This window comes from Thalassobacterium maritimum (assembly GCF_031127805.1).
Classification (GTDB): domain Bacteria; phylum Verrucomicrobiota; class Verrucomicrobiia; order Opitutales; family Coraliomargaritaceae; genus Thalassobacterium; species Thalassobacterium maritimum.
Map to the genome: position 1 here is coordinate 1 of NZ_JARXHW010000053.1, position 13,764 is coordinate 13,764.

A 13,764-nucleotide genomic window follows, 5' to 3' on the forward strand; every position below is an offset into this window, starting at 1 on the left:
TGTAGCGATGTGACGCCAGTCACGTCCAGTGCCTTGCCTGCATTCGGTGTTCGCGTTTACGTAGCCGAGTGCTTCAGCCTCGGTTTCCGCAGCGGCATTTGGATTCAGCCCACAACTGCAGTTACAAAAACTATGATTCTTAATGCGAACACATTATACACTTGCTCGAACCCCGTTAGTGACATCGTATACATCCCAAACCTCACGACATAAAGATTCAAACCTCACAAAAACATGGGACTCTTCGATAAAGTAAAATCAATGGCGAACGCCATCACGGGCAACGCAGCTAAAGTATCCATTACCGCAGCTCCTATCACAATTGGCGTCCCCTTCGAGCTCAATATTCAAGCGCTGGCCAGCGACAGCACCGTCGCTTACGCTCGCGTCTACGTAAAGGTGCGTGGCCTGGAAAAGATCGACCTACACGATCGCGACCGGGACGGCACCGAGCGCATACGTCGTAAAGAAACTACCTTTGAAACCGAGATCGTCGTCGAAGGCGCAGGCGAATTGGCCGCGCACGAAAACAAGACGTGGACCTGCGAAGTCAGCATTCCCGGCACTGCGCCCGCGATCTACCGTGGACGCTACGCAGAACATTTCTACGAAGCACAAGCTGCACTCGATTGCACCGGCAACGACCCCGACTCGGGTTGGGTACGCCTGCAACACGCCTAAGCGATCCTCTCTAGCTTTCTTTTTTTGACTCACTTACTTTTGACCGTCTCGCTTTATGGCAGCTGACAGCTTCTCCGAAATCTCAAGCAATTCGTGGTTCTCACGGATCGCGTCCTCTTTCAAAGGCATTCTAACAGGCATCCTGTTGATCATAGTATCCATCGTACTATTGAGTTGGAATGAAGGACGGGCCGTTAAACGCTACAAAACGCTCAAAGAAGGTGCCGGGGCAGTCGTCAGCATCGACTCCGCGCAAGTCGATCCGAGCCGCGAGGGTCAGTTGGTTCACACCAGCGGCACGGCTGTGACAACAGACACCCCCTCTGACAGCGAATTTGGCATCTCCACCCATGCTCTGAAACTGACACGTCAGGTCGAGATGTATCAGTGGAAAGAAAGTAAAAGTAAAGACACGCAAAAGAAACTCGGAGGCAGCACGGAAACCGTCACCACCTACAAATACACCAAAGAGTGGAACACGCGTCCGGTGCGCTCCGATAACTTCCAAGAGCTCGAGGGGCACCGCAACCCTGCAGAAATGCGATTCACCAATACCAGCTTCAAGGCGAGCCCAGTCATAGTGGGAGGCTTCACCCTCACCCCCGCCCAAGTCGACATGATTGGTGGTGCCCAAGCGCTCCCTTTCCCTAGTGATTACAAAGTGCCCTCGCACATTGGCGAGAGCCACTTAAGCCCCACCGAGCTCTATATCGGCAAAGACCCCGCGAACCCTGCCATCGGCGATCTCAAGGTGAGCTTCGCCATGGTGCCGGAACAAAGCATCAGCCTAGTCGCCGCACAAGTGCAGGATAGCTTCCAGCCCTATCGCACTAAAGTCGGCGGCACCATCAACCTGCTACAAAGCGGCACCTACTCGGCAGATGCCATGATCCAAGTCGCTCAAGACAACAACAAGATCATGACCTGGGCGCTCCGAGCGGGCGGTCTACTGCTTATGTTCATTGGCTTCAATTTATTGATGGGCCCCCTCAGTGTGCTGGCCGATGTGGTCCCATTTATTGGCAATATTGTCGGAATCGGCACCGCCATCGTCGCGATGATGCTAACAGCCATCGCTGGACTCATCACCATCGCAGTCGCTTGGATCGTATTCCGTCCGGTGCTCGCAATAAGTTTACTACTCATCTCTGGCGGCGTGATCTACATGATCTTCAAGCAAGCAAAGAGCGCCAAGGCATAGCAGTAAATCGTGACTAAATTCTGTAGCCGAGTGTGCCTTAGCCTCGCTTCAGGCGGGTCGAACACTGCAAGTCTGAACATGCCCCAAACGAGGGCTAAAGAACCTCGCCACTACCTCGCCCCCCGAAAGTCAACTGTCCAACTGGTTAATCGTTTGCACGCATCCAGCAAAAGCATTGAATGCGACAACCATGACAGTTTACCCCCGATCTATGGCGCCGCGCAGGGCGTTTACCCTCATTGAACTGCTCGTCACGCTAGCGATTATCGGCATCTTAGCTGCCATTCTCATTCCTACGGTCGGCAAAGTGCGCGAACGCGCCAAAATCGTCGAAGCCACGGCAGATGCGCGCTCTATTATGACAGCCTTCAAGCTCTACTATGCCACCTACGGACAGTGGCCGACCACCAATGGTAAGATTTTCGGCAGCAACAACCCAGATCAGTCAGACTGGGGAAAGGATGCGGAAAATTCGGATGGTGAAACCGTATGGGACTTTATTACTAGCATGTTCAAAGGCGGCTTAGGCTATGATCCCGACGGCCGAGCACGCAATCCACAGAAGGTCGCCTTCGCCCCCTTTCCTGAAGATAAAATAGTCGACGGAAACATCGTCGATCCTTGGGGCAACCCTTATAAATTTAAATTGGACGTGGATAACGACGGTCGCATTCCACGCTTTCTAGAAGCGCACCTGGACGACCCCGAAAAAGATCAAGTTTGGGTTGGAGATACAGTCATCGTTTGGTCTCGGGGCCCAGACGGAGCGGATTGGCGTAAAGAAGAAGCCGAAGACGACCCGAAAACTTGGTAAGCTGGAATTGTGTTGGACTTCGTGGCGTATATGCTCTGAATCGCCAACCTAATGAAAATCGGCATATATCCAGGATCCTTCGATCCAATTACCAATGGTCACCTAGACGTGATCAACCGAGCGCGGCACATTTTTGACAAAGTGATTGTGGCTGTGGCCATTAATGCATCGAAGAATCCGCTCTTCACCAGTGAAGAACGCGTCAAATTGATAGAGGATAACCTGCTCGACCGTCCGAATATTTCCGTCATTTCATTTGATGGCTTGATCGTAGACTTGGCAAAGCAGACTAAAGCCGTCGCCCTGATCCGAGGCATGCGTGCAGTCTCAGACTTTGAGCACGAATTTCAGATGGCGCAAATGAACCGTCATTTGGACGATTCAATCGAGACCATCTTTCTGATGCCCAACGAGCGCTTTTTCTTTACCAGCTCTAATCTGGTAAAACAGGTCTTTAAATTTACCGATCGAGAACGCCGCCTGATTCCAGCAAATGTGCACGCGGCGCTCTCAAAAAAGTTTGGCCACGAAGCTTAAAAGCATGAGCGCTACCACTCCATCTACTACCGAAACCAAGCAAAACCGCAGCACTCTAGGCATCATTTTCCTGACGCTCTTTCTGGATCTGGTTGGGTTCTCAATTATCTTTCCGCTGTTCCCAGCGATGCTCACCCATTACCTGCCCAGCGGTGATGGAGCCCAAAACCTCTTGGGGCATCTCATTGCACCGCTGACAAAACTGGCAGAAAGTAGCGGCGCGGCCGACCCGGAGTTCATGACCGCGGTGCTCTTTGGTGGCATTCTCGGCTCGCTCTATTCGGTGCTCCAATTCGTATGTGCGCCACTTTGGGGCGCCTATTCCGACCGAGTCGGACGCCGCAAGGTGCTACTAATCACCATCAGCGGGCTCGCACTCAGTTACATCGCATGGTTTTTTGCCGCATCTTTCTGGGTGCTGGTATTCGCACGTGTGTTGGGCGGCGCCATGGGGGGCAATCTCTCCGTGGCCACCGCAGCTGTCGCCGACAGCACCACCCGTGAAAAACGCTCCAGCGGACTCGCGATTATCGGGATCGCCTTTGGGCTAGGCTTTATCGTGGGCCCTGCCATCGGCGGCCTACTCGCCAAGATTGACCTGACTGAGATCGCGCCCGCACTCAAAGCCTTTGGCGTGAACCCCTTCTCCGTGCCTGCACTGGTCAGCCTCATGCTGACAATCATCAATTTAATCTGGGTCAGCCGCCGCTTTAAAGAGACCTTGCCCGAGTCCAAACGCGGCAAGCCCAACCCGGAGCGCAAAGGCATAGCGGTCTTCCGCATCTTCCAATGCCCGGAGCCGGCCACTCGTCGGACGAATTTCGTATATCTAATCTACATGCTAGCCTTTAGCGGCATGGAGTTCACCCTCACCTTCCTAGCCGTCGAGCGCTTCGGCTTCAGCCCTGCACAGAACGGGGGCATGTTCGTTTTCATTGGCTTAATTCTGGTCTTGGTGCAAGGTGGCATCGTGCGCCGCCTCGCCGCACCTGTCGGCGAAAAACGCCTCGCACTGGCCGGTCTAGCCTGCGGCGTGGCTGCATTTATCATGATCGCCTTCGGCCAGGGCTACGGCCTATTTTTTACAGGCTTGGCACTTATGGCCTTCTCGATCGGGCTCGCCTCGCCGACTTTGAGCGCACTGGTATCGCTCTACTCGAACGAGTCGGATCAAGGCGCCAACCTAGGGATCTTCCGCTCCGCGGGCTCGCTCGCACGTGCGATCGGCCCGCTACTGGCCGCCTTCACCTACTTCGCCTACGGCTCACGTAATGCCTACCTCATGGGCGCAATCGTTGTGATCCTGCCCCTCATCCTAGCCATCCAACTTCCAAAGCCCGTAAAAGACGAGGTCAACTAGACTCGCAGGAGTCTAGTTGACCTCGTAAAAGTCCGTCTAGCGAATTTAAACAGTCGCCTCGTCGCTGCGGCCGGTCTCGTCGTGGCTGGCGGCGCCGGCCTTGTCATCCGTAGCCTTATCGTTGCTGGGACGCTCTTTCGCGACATTCACCACTAGTTGGCGGCCAGCCACTTCTTGGCCGTCGAGCTGGCGGATGGCTTCTTGCGCGGCCGCGTCATCGACCATAGTCACAAAGCCAAAACCACGAGGGCGACCTCCGCCGGGACGTGTCACAATCGCTGTATCTTCGACCGCACCGGTTTGCCCAAAGATCTCACGGAGATCTTCGGCTGTGGCATCGAAAGAAAGGTTACCTACATAAAGTCGAACGGACATAATAATAAAAATTAGAAATTAAGAATTAAGAATGAAGAAATGAAGATTGGGAGCGATGGACTGGCCATCTAATCGCGAAGAACTAGAAACAGAAGGCCAGACACCTGAAAACACTGGTGCAGCCCACGACTGACAACCTTTTATTCAGATTTACATAGATTCAGATTTGCCAATGCCAGCCATCGAGGCTTGCTTGAGAGATTCGTTGAGCGAGCAGGCCGCAGGCCTGAGCCGCTCTGGTATCGATTTAAAACTGGGGGCGTCATGAACCAATACCGCCCACCTACCACTGACGCACGTGAGCAAGAAAACTAAAAAGAAAAGTACTATCCTGCGGGTCTCCGCCTACCTATTCCGCTACAAGAGCTTGTTCTGGCTCACGATCGGGCTGGCAGGCAGCATGGCCGCGATGGAAATTGCAGTGCCCATTGCAATCCAGCGCATCTTCGACGGGCTACAGGCCACCGATGCCCTCGACGGCTTACTCTACGGCGTCGGCCTGATCGCACTCCTCTACCTAGGCAGCGAGATCTTCAATAGCCTGCGCATTCGGGTCAACAATACCCTGGAACAACGCGTGCTGCTGGAAATGCGCCGCGATCTACACAGTAAACTGCTACGCCTGCCGGTATCTTTTTACGACCAACGTAAGAGCGGAGAAATTTCCTCGCGTGTGATCGAAGACGTAGCCGCGGTCGAGCGCGCCCTGCTCGACGGCACCGAACAGGGCACCGGCGCCCTCCTACGCATCATCGGCATCACCACTGTGCTCTTCATCATGCAGCCCTTCTTGGCCTGGTTCGTATTTCTCCCCGTGCCCATCCTGCTGTTAGTGGGCGTGCTCTACTCCAAGCGCTCGCGCAAGGTATGGAAAAGTGTGCGTGAAAGCGCTGGCGAGCTCAACAGCTTGCTGGTCGAAGACATCCAAGGCAATCGCCTGATTCAGACCTTCGGCTTGCAAAAGCGCGAATCCGCTCGCTTCGAAACCAAGGCAGAAGACCTGCGCGCCAAGACCCTCTTCGCGATGTTCCGCTGGTCGATCTACAACCCGGCCACCTCACTGGTCACCAAGCTAGGCTTCCTCAGTATCGTCGCCGTGGGCGGCTACCTGGTGCTACAAGATACCGCCGACTTCACAATGGGCAAACTGATCGCCTTCTTCTTGTTGGCCAACATGCTCTATCAGCCCATCTCGCAGCTACATGGGCTCAACCACTTGATCGCCGCGGGCCGCGCCTCCGGCGAGCGTGTATTTGAGGTTTTGGATGCACAAGTCGAAGTCGACGAACCAGAAAAAGTGACACCACTGCCCGCAGGCCCGATCGAAGTGACTTTCGATCAAGCAGGCTTTGAATACCCGGGCCGCCCCGCCGTGCTCGATCAATTCGAGCTGACGCTGGAAGCCAACAAGGTGACCGCCATCGTCGGCCACACAGGTGCGGGCAAGTCCACCGTGGCCAACCTCGCCATGCGCACCTATGATGTGAGCACGGGCACCGTTAAACTCTCTGGCGTCGACATTCGCGAGCTCAGCCTGAGCGAGCTACACGACAAAGTCGGCCACGTCGCGCAAGATCCCTTCCTCTTCGAAGGCACCGTGCGCGACAACCTGGTGCTAGCCAAAGCAGATGCCAGCGATGCCGAAATCGTGCACGCCCTGGAACAAGCCTGCGCGTGGGAATTTGTCGACGCCCTGCCCGAAGGCCTGGACACCAATATCGGCGAAAAAGGCATTCGCCTGAGTCAAGGTGAGAAACAACGCCTCACCATTGCCCGGGTCTTACTCAAGAACCCGCCGTTCGTCATTTTGGACGAAGCCACCGCCAGCGTCGACACCATCACTGAGCGCAAAATCCAAGAGGCTCTCGACCGCTTAGTGCAACAGCGCACTGTGCTGGTGATCGCCCACCGCCTCTCCACCGTGCGTCGTGCGGATAAGATCGTGGTGATGGAGCAAGGCCACATTATTGAATCTGGCTCCCACCAAGCGCTGATCGAACAAGGCGGCCACTATGCCGATCTATGGCAGCACCAGAGCGACCTGATCCCAGAACTCGCGGGCTAAGACAACAGTCATTCAGCAAGAAACTGCAGAGTGCAAATACAGTTTCCCTCTTGACGCGTTTTTTGCAGATGGGCTTAATAAAAATTCACCAGAGTTCACACGAATTAAGCTAAATTGGATTATTTCTTGCTAATATCTTCAGTAACTCTTTTTTAATGGTACTAAACATGAGCACACCAGAAATAAGTGACAGTAGCGAATCTTTGAATAAAGAACTCGTTGTACAAAATAAGATGGGCATACACGCCCGTCCGGCAGCCATGATCGTACGTATTGCAAACACATACGGCGGCGAAGTTTGGGTGGAAAAAGATGGCGAGCAGGTTAACGGCAAGAGCATCATGGGGCTCATGATGCTAGCAGCTGGCAAAGGCTCCAAACTAGTGGTCCGCACCGAAGGTGCCGCCACAGACGGCGAGCGCATGCTCAACGAACTCGCGGATCTATTTGATCGCCGCTTCGAGGAAGCTTAAGTCAAAGAAGCCTCGCCATAAAAGCAGCGAGGCGAGTGGCAGCTTGCAGCAAGGCATAAAAAACGGGGCTCACCTACGTGCGCCCCGTTGAAAGTAATGCGAAGAGCCACATTGGCCCTGCTTGACTGATTGTGAACTAGTAGCTGTCGCGACCACGACCGCCTCGGTCACCGCCACGTCCGCCGCGATCACCGCCACGTCCGCCACGATCACCGCCGCGTCCGCCACGGTCACCACCACGGTTGAAACCGCCGCGACCACCGCCGCCACCGCCATAACCGCCGCCGCCACCTTGTGGGCGTTCTTCGCGAGGGCGTGCTTCGTTAATGGTGAGCGCACGACCGAGGAATTCCTCGCCGTTAAGCCCTTCAATGGCTGCATTCATTTCTTCAGCAGTTCCCATCGAGACGAAAGCGAAACCGCGGGGGCGGCCGGACTCACGGTCTTTTACGATGAAAACGTCGGTTACGGAACCGTGTGCTTCGAAAAGCTCACGGAGATCACTATCAGTAGTGTCGTAGGACAGATTGCCTACATACATCTTTGTATTCATTTATTTACCTTTATCTTTGGGCTATCCCACTTGCTTCTTTGCTTTGAGTTTCGCTTGCATGCGAATTCGACCTACTGAATACATGTTTTGACTTTATCCAACTGATACTACCCATGCTCTGAATGTTAACATGTGTTATAGAAAGTGCATCCTTATCGTGACTTTTTAAAAAATTGCAAGACGCATTATGTAACGATAAAGTAAATCAAGTTCACAGCCTTCAGACGAGAAACTGCGCCCTTCAAACTTGGCAGCCCAGCCACCGCCCCCATCCCATTATACATGGTGATACTTCGAGCCCGTCTGTATCGAAACGGCACGATATAGCTGCTCGCACACCAGCATACGCGCAATTTCGTGCGTAAAGGTGAGTGGCGAAAGCGCAAACAGTGCGTCCGCGCGCTGTTTCACCGCATCACTGAGCCCGTAAGCGCCGCCAATAATGAAAACCGCCGGACGCCCCTGCAAGGCATACAATTCATCGGCCAATTTTTGCGAACTGCGAGTCTTGCCCTCCTCAGCCATCGCATAGATGCGAGAATCACTACGCTTCGCCAGTGCTTCCAGGATGCGCTGCCCCTCGCTACCGACGTCGCCGTCCTTCAACTCGATCAATTCAAAGTTCCCCTGCCGCTTGAGACGCTTACAAAAATCATCGCACAGCGCCGCCAACGAGCGATTCTTCATTTTACCGATGGCGATTACTGTGTAACGAAACATTTATAAGATTTAGATTTTAGGAATTAAGAATTAAGATTTCCGCAGTATCTCTAGCTCAATGAGGACGGGGCGGTGATCGCTGACATAGCTGCGCAGCACCTCGCTTGATCGCACTTTGTAGCTTGGTGGCACAAAGATAAAATCTAGCCCGTGCACAGGTAAGAGCGAAGGAAAAGTCCGGCTCCCACGTCCCGTCGGACGGAGCGTGTATTCGCATTGATCCTGCAAATAACTGAACAAATGACGCACCGCATCGCCAAGCTTACCGGAGCCACTATTAAAATCGCCACAGACGATGGGCGACAGGTGCGGCGTGCCCTCTGCGGTGTATTTCTTATCATCCAGAAATTGAATCAAACGCTCGACTTGCTCAATCCGTCGCACACGCGAACGAAAATCGAGGTGTAAATTGACCACAGGCAAGATGCCATGCGGCGTCTCCAACTCGGCACACATAAAGCCCTTCTCCCCGAGCGAGGCTCGGCCAAATGCGGTGTGCTCCGCATGCACGATCGGGAATCGGCTCAGCAATCCGTTGCCGTAAGCCAGTGGCAACTTGCCCGAGCGTCGATTGTGTACACCTAGATACGCGTGCTCATATTCGGTCTGTGCTCGCAGCGAATCCAACAAATGAATGCGACGATTCCAGTGCGAATCCTCATCGACTTCCTGCAAAGCTACAATATCGGCGCCCACTTGATTTAACAAGTGGGCGACCCGTTTGAGACTGCGCTCGATACCGCGCGCAGAGTGAAAGCCTTGGTAGGTCGACAAACCACGTCCGTGCGCTATATTCAGCGTTAGCACGCGTAGCGTATCCGAACTAGGCATCACGCAATACTAAGACTCGTTCGCGTCCTTGACCGATTTAGCGTAGAGCGAGACCGACTTAAACAAGCTATCAGCGAACGAAGCAATCGTTACAAGGATCAGTTGTAGCTCAACATCGGTAAAGCTCAGAGACTCACCTTGCTTGAAGACCTTGCGCTCGTCGACCAACTTGCCTTGTGGCTTTTCTGCCCCGGTGTCCAAGAGTTGCACCGTCTTAAGCTCCAACACCAGTTCACCATTTTCATCGAGTTGTGGCTCTTTCACCACGCCGCCCTGCTGCATGAATGCCTGCATCACGAAACCGAGCGAAATGATGGTATCTTCCAGCTCACACATGATGCCGTAATCTTGCTCCAGGCGATTAAACTTCTCATCCAGCTGCGCAGGCACGAAAGCTTGTTGTGCCTTTTGAGCCTCTTGCTGCGCCTCTTGGCTGACATTGGAGTTTGCCTTAGTCTGCTTGACTAGGGCCAAGAAGAAGTGAGCATTGTTCATGCCTGTCACGGCTAGATTGAGGCAGTCGCCAATCACTTGACGCACCAGCAAATCGCGCGCGTAGGCTTGCATTTGCTCGAAGTTTTGGTGGCTGGGCGCCGCGGGCATAATCTTGGGCGCATTGACACGCGCATTATACGCTTCCTCTTGCACGCCCTCGCGAGCCGCCAGATTAAATGCAAGCATGTCGAAGTGACGCTGCAATCCGACCATGAACTGCTGAGCAATCTGTTGTAAATTGACCTGCTGAGGCTGGCCTTGATTCGGTTGTGGGTTTTCTGACATATGTTGCTAACAACAAGCAAAATTAAGTGCTGGCACAATACTTGATTCAAAAATTCACAATTTCGTCGCACTTCGTCACACACTGACATTGAATCAAAGCATGTGGACTTGGGTCAATGAAAGCATAGTCGATCCGCTGATTCAGTTGCTTGGTGGCAGCTTGGTCTTTGTATTTACAAATCTCACCGCAATTGTCGGCTTCATCCTCGCGGCGCTGATCATACGCCGCGTCTTTGAGGAAAAGCGCAATCCCAGCAATTTTTTCGCCTGGTTCTTCATCGTCCTCTTCATGCCGATCATTGGCGTGCCCCTCTACTTCATGTTTGGTGGACGCAAGAGCCGCAAGCTGGCCAAAAATAAACTCGAAGTCACTAGCCGCGCGCTGGACATCGCACAGCAAACGAGGGACCACAAGCATACGATCCAGCGCACGCACAGTCAGGGCAATCACTTCGAACTGCTGCCCGATGGCGAGACTGCCTTTAAACGCATTTGCCACGAGATCGAGAGTGCCGAGCACACCATCCACATCGCCACCTATATACTAGGCAACGACCCCACAGGCCAGGCCATCGTGGACCGGCTGACGCAGCGCGCCCAAGCAGGCATCAAAGTCCGGCTGCTACTCGACTCCCTCGGCAGCTGGAACTGCACCCGTGCCGCTCGCTATAAAATACGCCAGGCGGGCGGCGAGGTTGCCATGTTCATGCCTGTGCTTCCGATTCAGACACAGACTTCATCCAATCTGCGCAATCACCGAAAAATCGCAATTTTCGACAATTATCGCGCCATCACCGGCGGTCAAAACCTAGACACCCGCTTCATGGGCGCACAGCCGGACCCCGATCGCTTTAGCGACTTTAGCATCGTCACCCAAGGCCCTGCCGTCGCCACCTTGACCCGCACCTTCATTGCCGACTGGGCCTTTTCCCACAAGGAATCCCCCGCCAAGCACGAGGCACTGCTGCGCTACGTGCCCGAAGAAGCCGGTAACAGCACCACCGAGATCATCACCAGCGGCCCCGATTCTCCCAATGACCCACTGTGGGAACAAATTGTCCGCATCATCCAAGAGTTCAAACAGAGCCTCACCATTATCACCCCCTACTTCATTCCCGACGAAGTCGTCTTTCGCTCCCTCATCGTCAAAGCCCACACCGGCCGTCACATCCGCCTCATTCTACCACTCAAATCCAACCAACGGCTGACCGATATTGCGCGCTACCACTACCTACGTGAACTCGACCAAGCAGGCATCGACATCCAATTCTACACTCCGCGTATGATGCACGGCAAACTCATCCTTGCCGATGACATGGTCGCCATGACTGGCTCTGCCAACATTGACATGCGCTCACTCTTCGTCAATTTCGAGATCGGTCAACTACACTTCACTCCCAGCGACATCGCCGCGCTCACGCAATGGGCCGAATCGCTAGAAAAAGACTGCATCAGCTACCGCGAAGCCATCCGCGAGCACAAAATCCTACCGAACCGCATGCTCGAAGATCTCGTGCATCTCATTGCTCCTATGCTTTAACACCTCAGCCATGCTGCATCGATTCCTCTCTCAACACAGCGACACTCTCTTGCTGCTGGCGAGCATCAGCTTGTTTGCATGCGTCCTGTCGCTGATCCTGCTCCCCCTATCTATTATTCGATTACCGGCAGACTTTTTTATCCGCGAGCCTTCGCCTCGCAAAGCACTGTCCCCAATCAGAATCATACTACATTTCGCAAAGAATCTAGTCGGTGGACTACTGCTGTTCATGGGGATCATTATGGTATTCATCCCCGGCCAAGGGATCCTCACCATGTTATTTGGAATCAGCCTAATGGACTTTCCCGGAAAACGGCGCCTAGAGATTAAAATCGTTAAAGCGCCACGCGTCACACGCAGCTTAAATTGGCTTCGACATAAAGCCGACAAGCCCGCCTTCATATTGCCGCAATAGAGTATCTTTACCAAAAATCCTTCGCCACCGTTCGACTCATCGCCATTTTTAGCATAGGCTCCAGGCTATGAGTGATCACGTATATAAAAAAATCGAACTCGTCGGCTCTTCTAAGGAATCGATCGAAGCCGCCGCCCAAAATGCAGTCACCACTGCGAGTAAAACCGTGCGTAATATGCGCTGGCTAGAAGTCGGCGAAATCCGCGGCCACATTGTCGACGGCCAAGTCGAGCACTGGCAAGTCGGCGTCAAAATCGGCTTCACCTTAGACTCTAAGGATTAGAGCACTCTGCATTTAGGTAGACAGCCCGAAAAAGGGACTCAGCCACAAAAAACACAAGTAGCTCGTCAGCCTCGGTCTGCTTCGTAGGCTAATCCGATCTCCGCGCGCCACCAATCCAGCGCCTTCATATTACCAAGGCTGTCATCCAAGCGCATGCCTACCGCGCGCGCGCCAATCGCTTGCCCACGCAGCTCGCCTACGAACGATTCGATCTCATAAACGTATAGACTGCGGCCCGGCACCGGCTCCAGCACAGTATCCTCACGCCCACTAGCAAATACCGTGCGAACCTGCCCCTCACAAAACCACGGACTTTCCACGAGAATCCGGCCGTGCTCACCATAAATCACGACCTGGTTTTCAGCACTCATTTGCACCGCACATGTGCACTTCGCCAAAATGTCGCCCTCAAAGCGCAAAGCAGCCGTTGTCCACATGTCCACCTTGCTCTTCACATCAAGATGCCCCACCGCTTTCAGCTCTAGCGGATCCGCAAAAAGACGCCCCTGCCCGCGCCCCGCGATCAAGCGCGCAAACGACATCGGGTAGCAGCCCACATCTAAGATACCACCGCCCCCAAGTGCCTTATTCTGAAGTCGCGAATCCGGACATTCGCCTGCGTTATAACAAAAACTCGCATCAATCATCCGCACCTTACCGATCACGCCCGACTCCACTAAGTCTACCACCTGCTGCGTCTGCGGATGATGACGATACATAAAAGCTTCGCGCAATAAACACCGCCGATCCCGCGCGACCTTCCCCGCGTGCTTCGCTTCGCGCAAGTTCATCGTAAGCGGCTTTTCACACAGCACATGCTTGCCCGCATAGGCGCAATGCGCGATCCATTCCGCATGCTGCGGATGAATCGTGGCGATATACACAGCGTCCACTTCGGGGTCCGCCAACAGCGCCTCATAAGTCCCATAACCACGCGTGCCGCCATGCTCCGTAACAAAAGCCTGCGCCCGTACCGCATCCCGCGCGGCCGCAGCATGCAAACTACAACCTTCGACCTCAGTCAGTGCCTTCGCAAATGCATTTGCAATCTGACCACATCCAAGTATCCCCCAGCGCACCTGTTTTTGTTTTATATCATTCATAGTAAGACGACCTGCAATCGAGTCTGAAGCTTT

At 53.9% G+C, this 13,764-nt stretch carries 17 protein-coding genes; 11 read left to right on the forward strand and 6 right to left on the reverse strand.

What is annotated here, in order from left to right:
* The 6 genes from QEH52_RS16470 to QEH52_RS16495 all read left to right on the forward strand — a co-directional run.
* The coding region (locus QEH52_RS16470; RefSeq protein ID WP_308951932.1) for a hypothetical protein at positions 1-213 on the forward strand (213 nt) is incomplete at its 5' end.
* A 21-nt stretch (positions 214-234) separates the two neighbouring features.
* Complete coding sequence (locus QEH52_RS16475; RefSeq protein WP_308951934.1) at positions 235-681, forward strand: hypothetical protein; 447 nt, start codon at positions 235-237, stop codon at positions 679-681.
* 55 nt (positions 682-736) lie between these two features.
* On the forward strand, positions 737-1,882 hold the full coding sequence (locus tag QEH52_RS16480; protein WP_308951935.1) for a TMEM43 family protein: 1,146 nt from the start codon (positions 737-739) through the stop codon (positions 1,880-1,882).
* A 190-nt stretch (positions 1,883-2,072) separates the two neighbouring features.
* On the forward strand, positions 2,073-2,696 hold the full coding sequence (locus QEH52_RS16485) for a type II secretion system protein (RefSeq protein ID WP_308951936.1): 624 nt from the start codon (positions 2,073-2,075) through the stop codon (positions 2,694-2,696).
* A gap of 51 nt (positions 2,697-2,747) precedes the next feature.
* A complete protein-coding gene (gene coaD, locus QEH52_RS16490) occupies positions 2,748-3,233 on the forward strand; it encodes a pantetheine-phosphate adenylyltransferase (protein ID WP_308951937.1) in 486 nt (161 codons plus the stop codon).
* 4 nt (positions 3,234-3,237) lie between these two features.
* Positions 3,238-4,593: an MFS transporter gene (locus tag QEH52_RS16495; RefSeq protein WP_308951940.1), complete on the forward strand. Its 1,356-nt coding sequence runs from the start codon at positions 3,238-3,240 to the stop codon at positions 4,591-4,593.
* Positions 4,594-4,638: 45 nt separating this feature from the next.
* Here the strand turns inward: QEH52_RS16495 and QEH52_RS16500 are convergent, their stop codons facing one another.
* Positions 4,639-4,968 carry an RNA recognition motif domain-containing protein gene (locus QEH52_RS16500; protein WP_308951941.1) on the reverse strand — a complete coding sequence of 110 codons (330 nt, stop codon included), beginning with the start codon at positions 4,966-4,968 and terminating at the stop codon, positions 4,639-4,641.
* A 298-nt stretch (positions 4,969-5,266) separates the two neighbouring features.
* Here QEH52_RS16500 and QEH52_RS16505 point away from each other — a divergent pair, with 298 nt between their 5' ends.
* Both QEH52_RS16505 and QEH52_RS16510 read left to right on the forward strand, forming a co-directional pair.
* Positions 5,267-7,033, forward strand: a complete 1,767-nt coding sequence (locus QEH52_RS16505; RefSeq protein WP_308951943.1) for an ABC transporter ATP-binding protein — start codon at positions 5,267-5,269, stop codon at positions 7,031-7,033.
* Between the two features lie 167 nt (positions 7,034-7,200).
* Positions 7,201-7,506 carry an HPr family phosphocarrier protein gene (locus QEH52_RS16510; protein WP_308951945.1) on the forward strand — a complete coding sequence of 102 codons (306 nt, stop codon included), beginning with the start codon at positions 7,201-7,203 and terminating at the stop codon, positions 7,504-7,506.
* A gap of 136 nt (positions 7,507-7,642) precedes the next feature.
* Here the strand turns inward: QEH52_RS16510 and QEH52_RS16515 are convergent, their stop codons facing one another.
* The 4 genes from QEH52_RS16515 to QEH52_RS16530 all read right to left on the reverse strand — a co-directional run bounded on the left by QEH52_RS16515 (position 7,643) and on the right by QEH52_RS16530 (position 10,390).
* Positions 7,643-8,059: an RNA recognition motif domain-containing protein gene (locus tag QEH52_RS16515; protein ID WP_308951947.1), complete on the reverse strand. Its 417-nt coding sequence runs from the start codon at positions 8,057-8,059 to the stop codon at positions 7,643-7,645.
* Positions 8,060-8,335: 276 nt separating this feature from the next.
* On the reverse strand, positions 8,336-8,779 hold the full coding sequence (locus QEH52_RS16520) for a 23S rRNA (pseudouridine(1915)-N(3))-methyltransferase RlmH (RefSeq protein ID WP_308951948.1): 444 nt from the start codon (positions 8,777-8,779) through the stop codon (positions 8,336-8,338).
* A gap of 30 nt (positions 8,780-8,809) precedes the next feature.
* Positions 8,810-9,610, reverse strand: coding sequence for an endonuclease/exonuclease/phosphatase family protein (locus QEH52_RS16525; RefSeq protein WP_308951949.1), 801 nt, complete (start codon positions 9,608-9,610; stop codon positions 8,810-8,812).
* 9 nt (positions 9,611-9,619) lie between these two features.
* Entirely contained in the window at positions 9,620-10,390 is a 771-nt protein-coding gene (locus QEH52_RS16530) for a hypothetical protein (RefSeq protein ID WP_308951950.1), read from the reverse strand.
* Positions 10,391-10,478: 88 nt separating this feature from the next.
* On the opposite strand from QEH52_RS16530, the gene QEH52_RS16535 reads away from it, so the two are divergent.
* The 3 genes from QEH52_RS16535 to QEH52_RS16545 all read left to right on the forward strand — a co-directional run bounded on the left by QEH52_RS16535 (position 10,479) and on the right by QEH52_RS16545 (position 12,628).
* Entirely contained in the window at positions 10,479-11,930 is a 1,452-nt protein-coding gene (locus QEH52_RS16535) for a phospholipase D-like domain-containing protein (protein ID WP_308951951.1), read from the forward strand.
* Between the two features lie 10 nt (positions 11,931-11,940).
* Complete coding sequence (locus QEH52_RS16540; protein WP_308951953.1) at positions 11,941-12,345, forward strand: PGPGW domain-containing protein; 405 nt, start codon at positions 11,941-11,943, stop codon at positions 12,343-12,345.
* A 67-nt stretch (positions 12,346-12,412) separates the two neighbouring features.
* The gene (locus tag QEH52_RS16545; protein WP_308951955.1) at positions 12,413-12,628 is read left to right on the forward strand and encodes a dodecin; all 216 of its coding nucleotides are present in this window, start codon (positions 12,413-12,415) and stop codon (positions 12,626-12,628) included.
* Positions 12,629-12,693: 65 nt separating this feature from the next.
* Here QEH52_RS16545 and QEH52_RS16550 read toward each other — a convergent pair whose 3' ends face one another.
* A complete protein-coding gene (locus QEH52_RS16550) occupies positions 12,694-13,731 on the reverse strand; it encodes a Gfo/Idh/MocA family protein (RefSeq protein WP_308951957.1) in 1,038 nt (345 codons plus the stop codon).
* Positions 13,732-13,764 lie beyond the last annotated feature (33 nt).

Bases quoted from the DNA above. Each gene is read 5' to 3' on its own strand.
- QEH52_RS16475 (WP_308951934.1), top strand. From the start codon at position 235: ATGGGACTCTTCGATAAAGTAAAATCAATGGCGAACGCCATCACGGGC.
- QEH52_RS16480 (WP_308951935.1), top strand. From the start codon at position 737: ATGGCAGCTGACAGCTTCTCCGAAATCTCAAGCAATTCGTGGTTCTCA.
- QEH52_RS16485 (WP_308951936.1), top strand. From the start codon at position 2,073: ATGACAGTTTACCCCCGATCTATGGCGCCGCGCAGGGCGTTTACCCTC.
- coaD (WP_308951937.1), top strand. From the start codon at position 2,748: ATGAAAATCGGCATATATCCAGGATCCTTCGATCCAATTACCAATGGT.
- QEH52_RS16495 (WP_308951940.1), top strand. From the start codon at position 3,238: ATGAGCGCTACCACTCCATCTACTACCGAAACCAAGCAAAACCGCAGC.
- QEH52_RS16500 (WP_308951941.1), bottom strand. From the start codon at position 4,968: ATGTCCGTTCGACTTTATGTAGGTAACCTTTCTTTCGATGCCACAGCC.
- QEH52_RS16510 (WP_308951945.1), top strand. From the start codon at position 7,201: ATGAGCACACCAGAAATAAGTGACAGTAGCGAATCTTTGAATAAAGAA.
- QEH52_RS16515 (WP_308951947.1), bottom strand. From the start codon at position 8,059: ATGAATACAAAGATGTATGTAGGCAATCTGTCCTACGACACTACTGAT.
- QEH52_RS16520 (WP_308951948.1), bottom strand. From the start codon at position 8,779: ATGTTTCGTTACACAGTAATCGCCATCGGTAAAATGAAGAATCGCTCG.
- QEH52_RS16525 (WP_308951949.1), bottom strand. From the start codon at position 9,610: ATGCCTAGTTCGGATACGCTACGCGTGCTAACGCTGAATATAGCGCAC.
- QEH52_RS16530 (WP_308951950.1), bottom strand. From the start codon at position 10,390: ATGTCAGAAAACCCACAACCGAATCAAGGCCAGCCTCAGCAGGTCAAT.
- QEH52_RS16540 (WP_308951953.1), top strand. From the start codon at position 11,941: ATGCTGCATCGATTCCTCTCTCAACACAGCGACACTCTCTTGCTGCTG.
- QEH52_RS16545 (WP_308951955.1), top strand. From the start codon at position 12,413: ATGAGTGATCACGTATATAAAAAAATCGAACTCGTCGGCTCTTCTAAG.
- QEH52_RS16550 (WP_308951957.1), bottom strand. From the start codon at position 13,731: ATGAATGATATAAAACAAAAACAGGTGCGCTGGGGGATACTTGGATGT.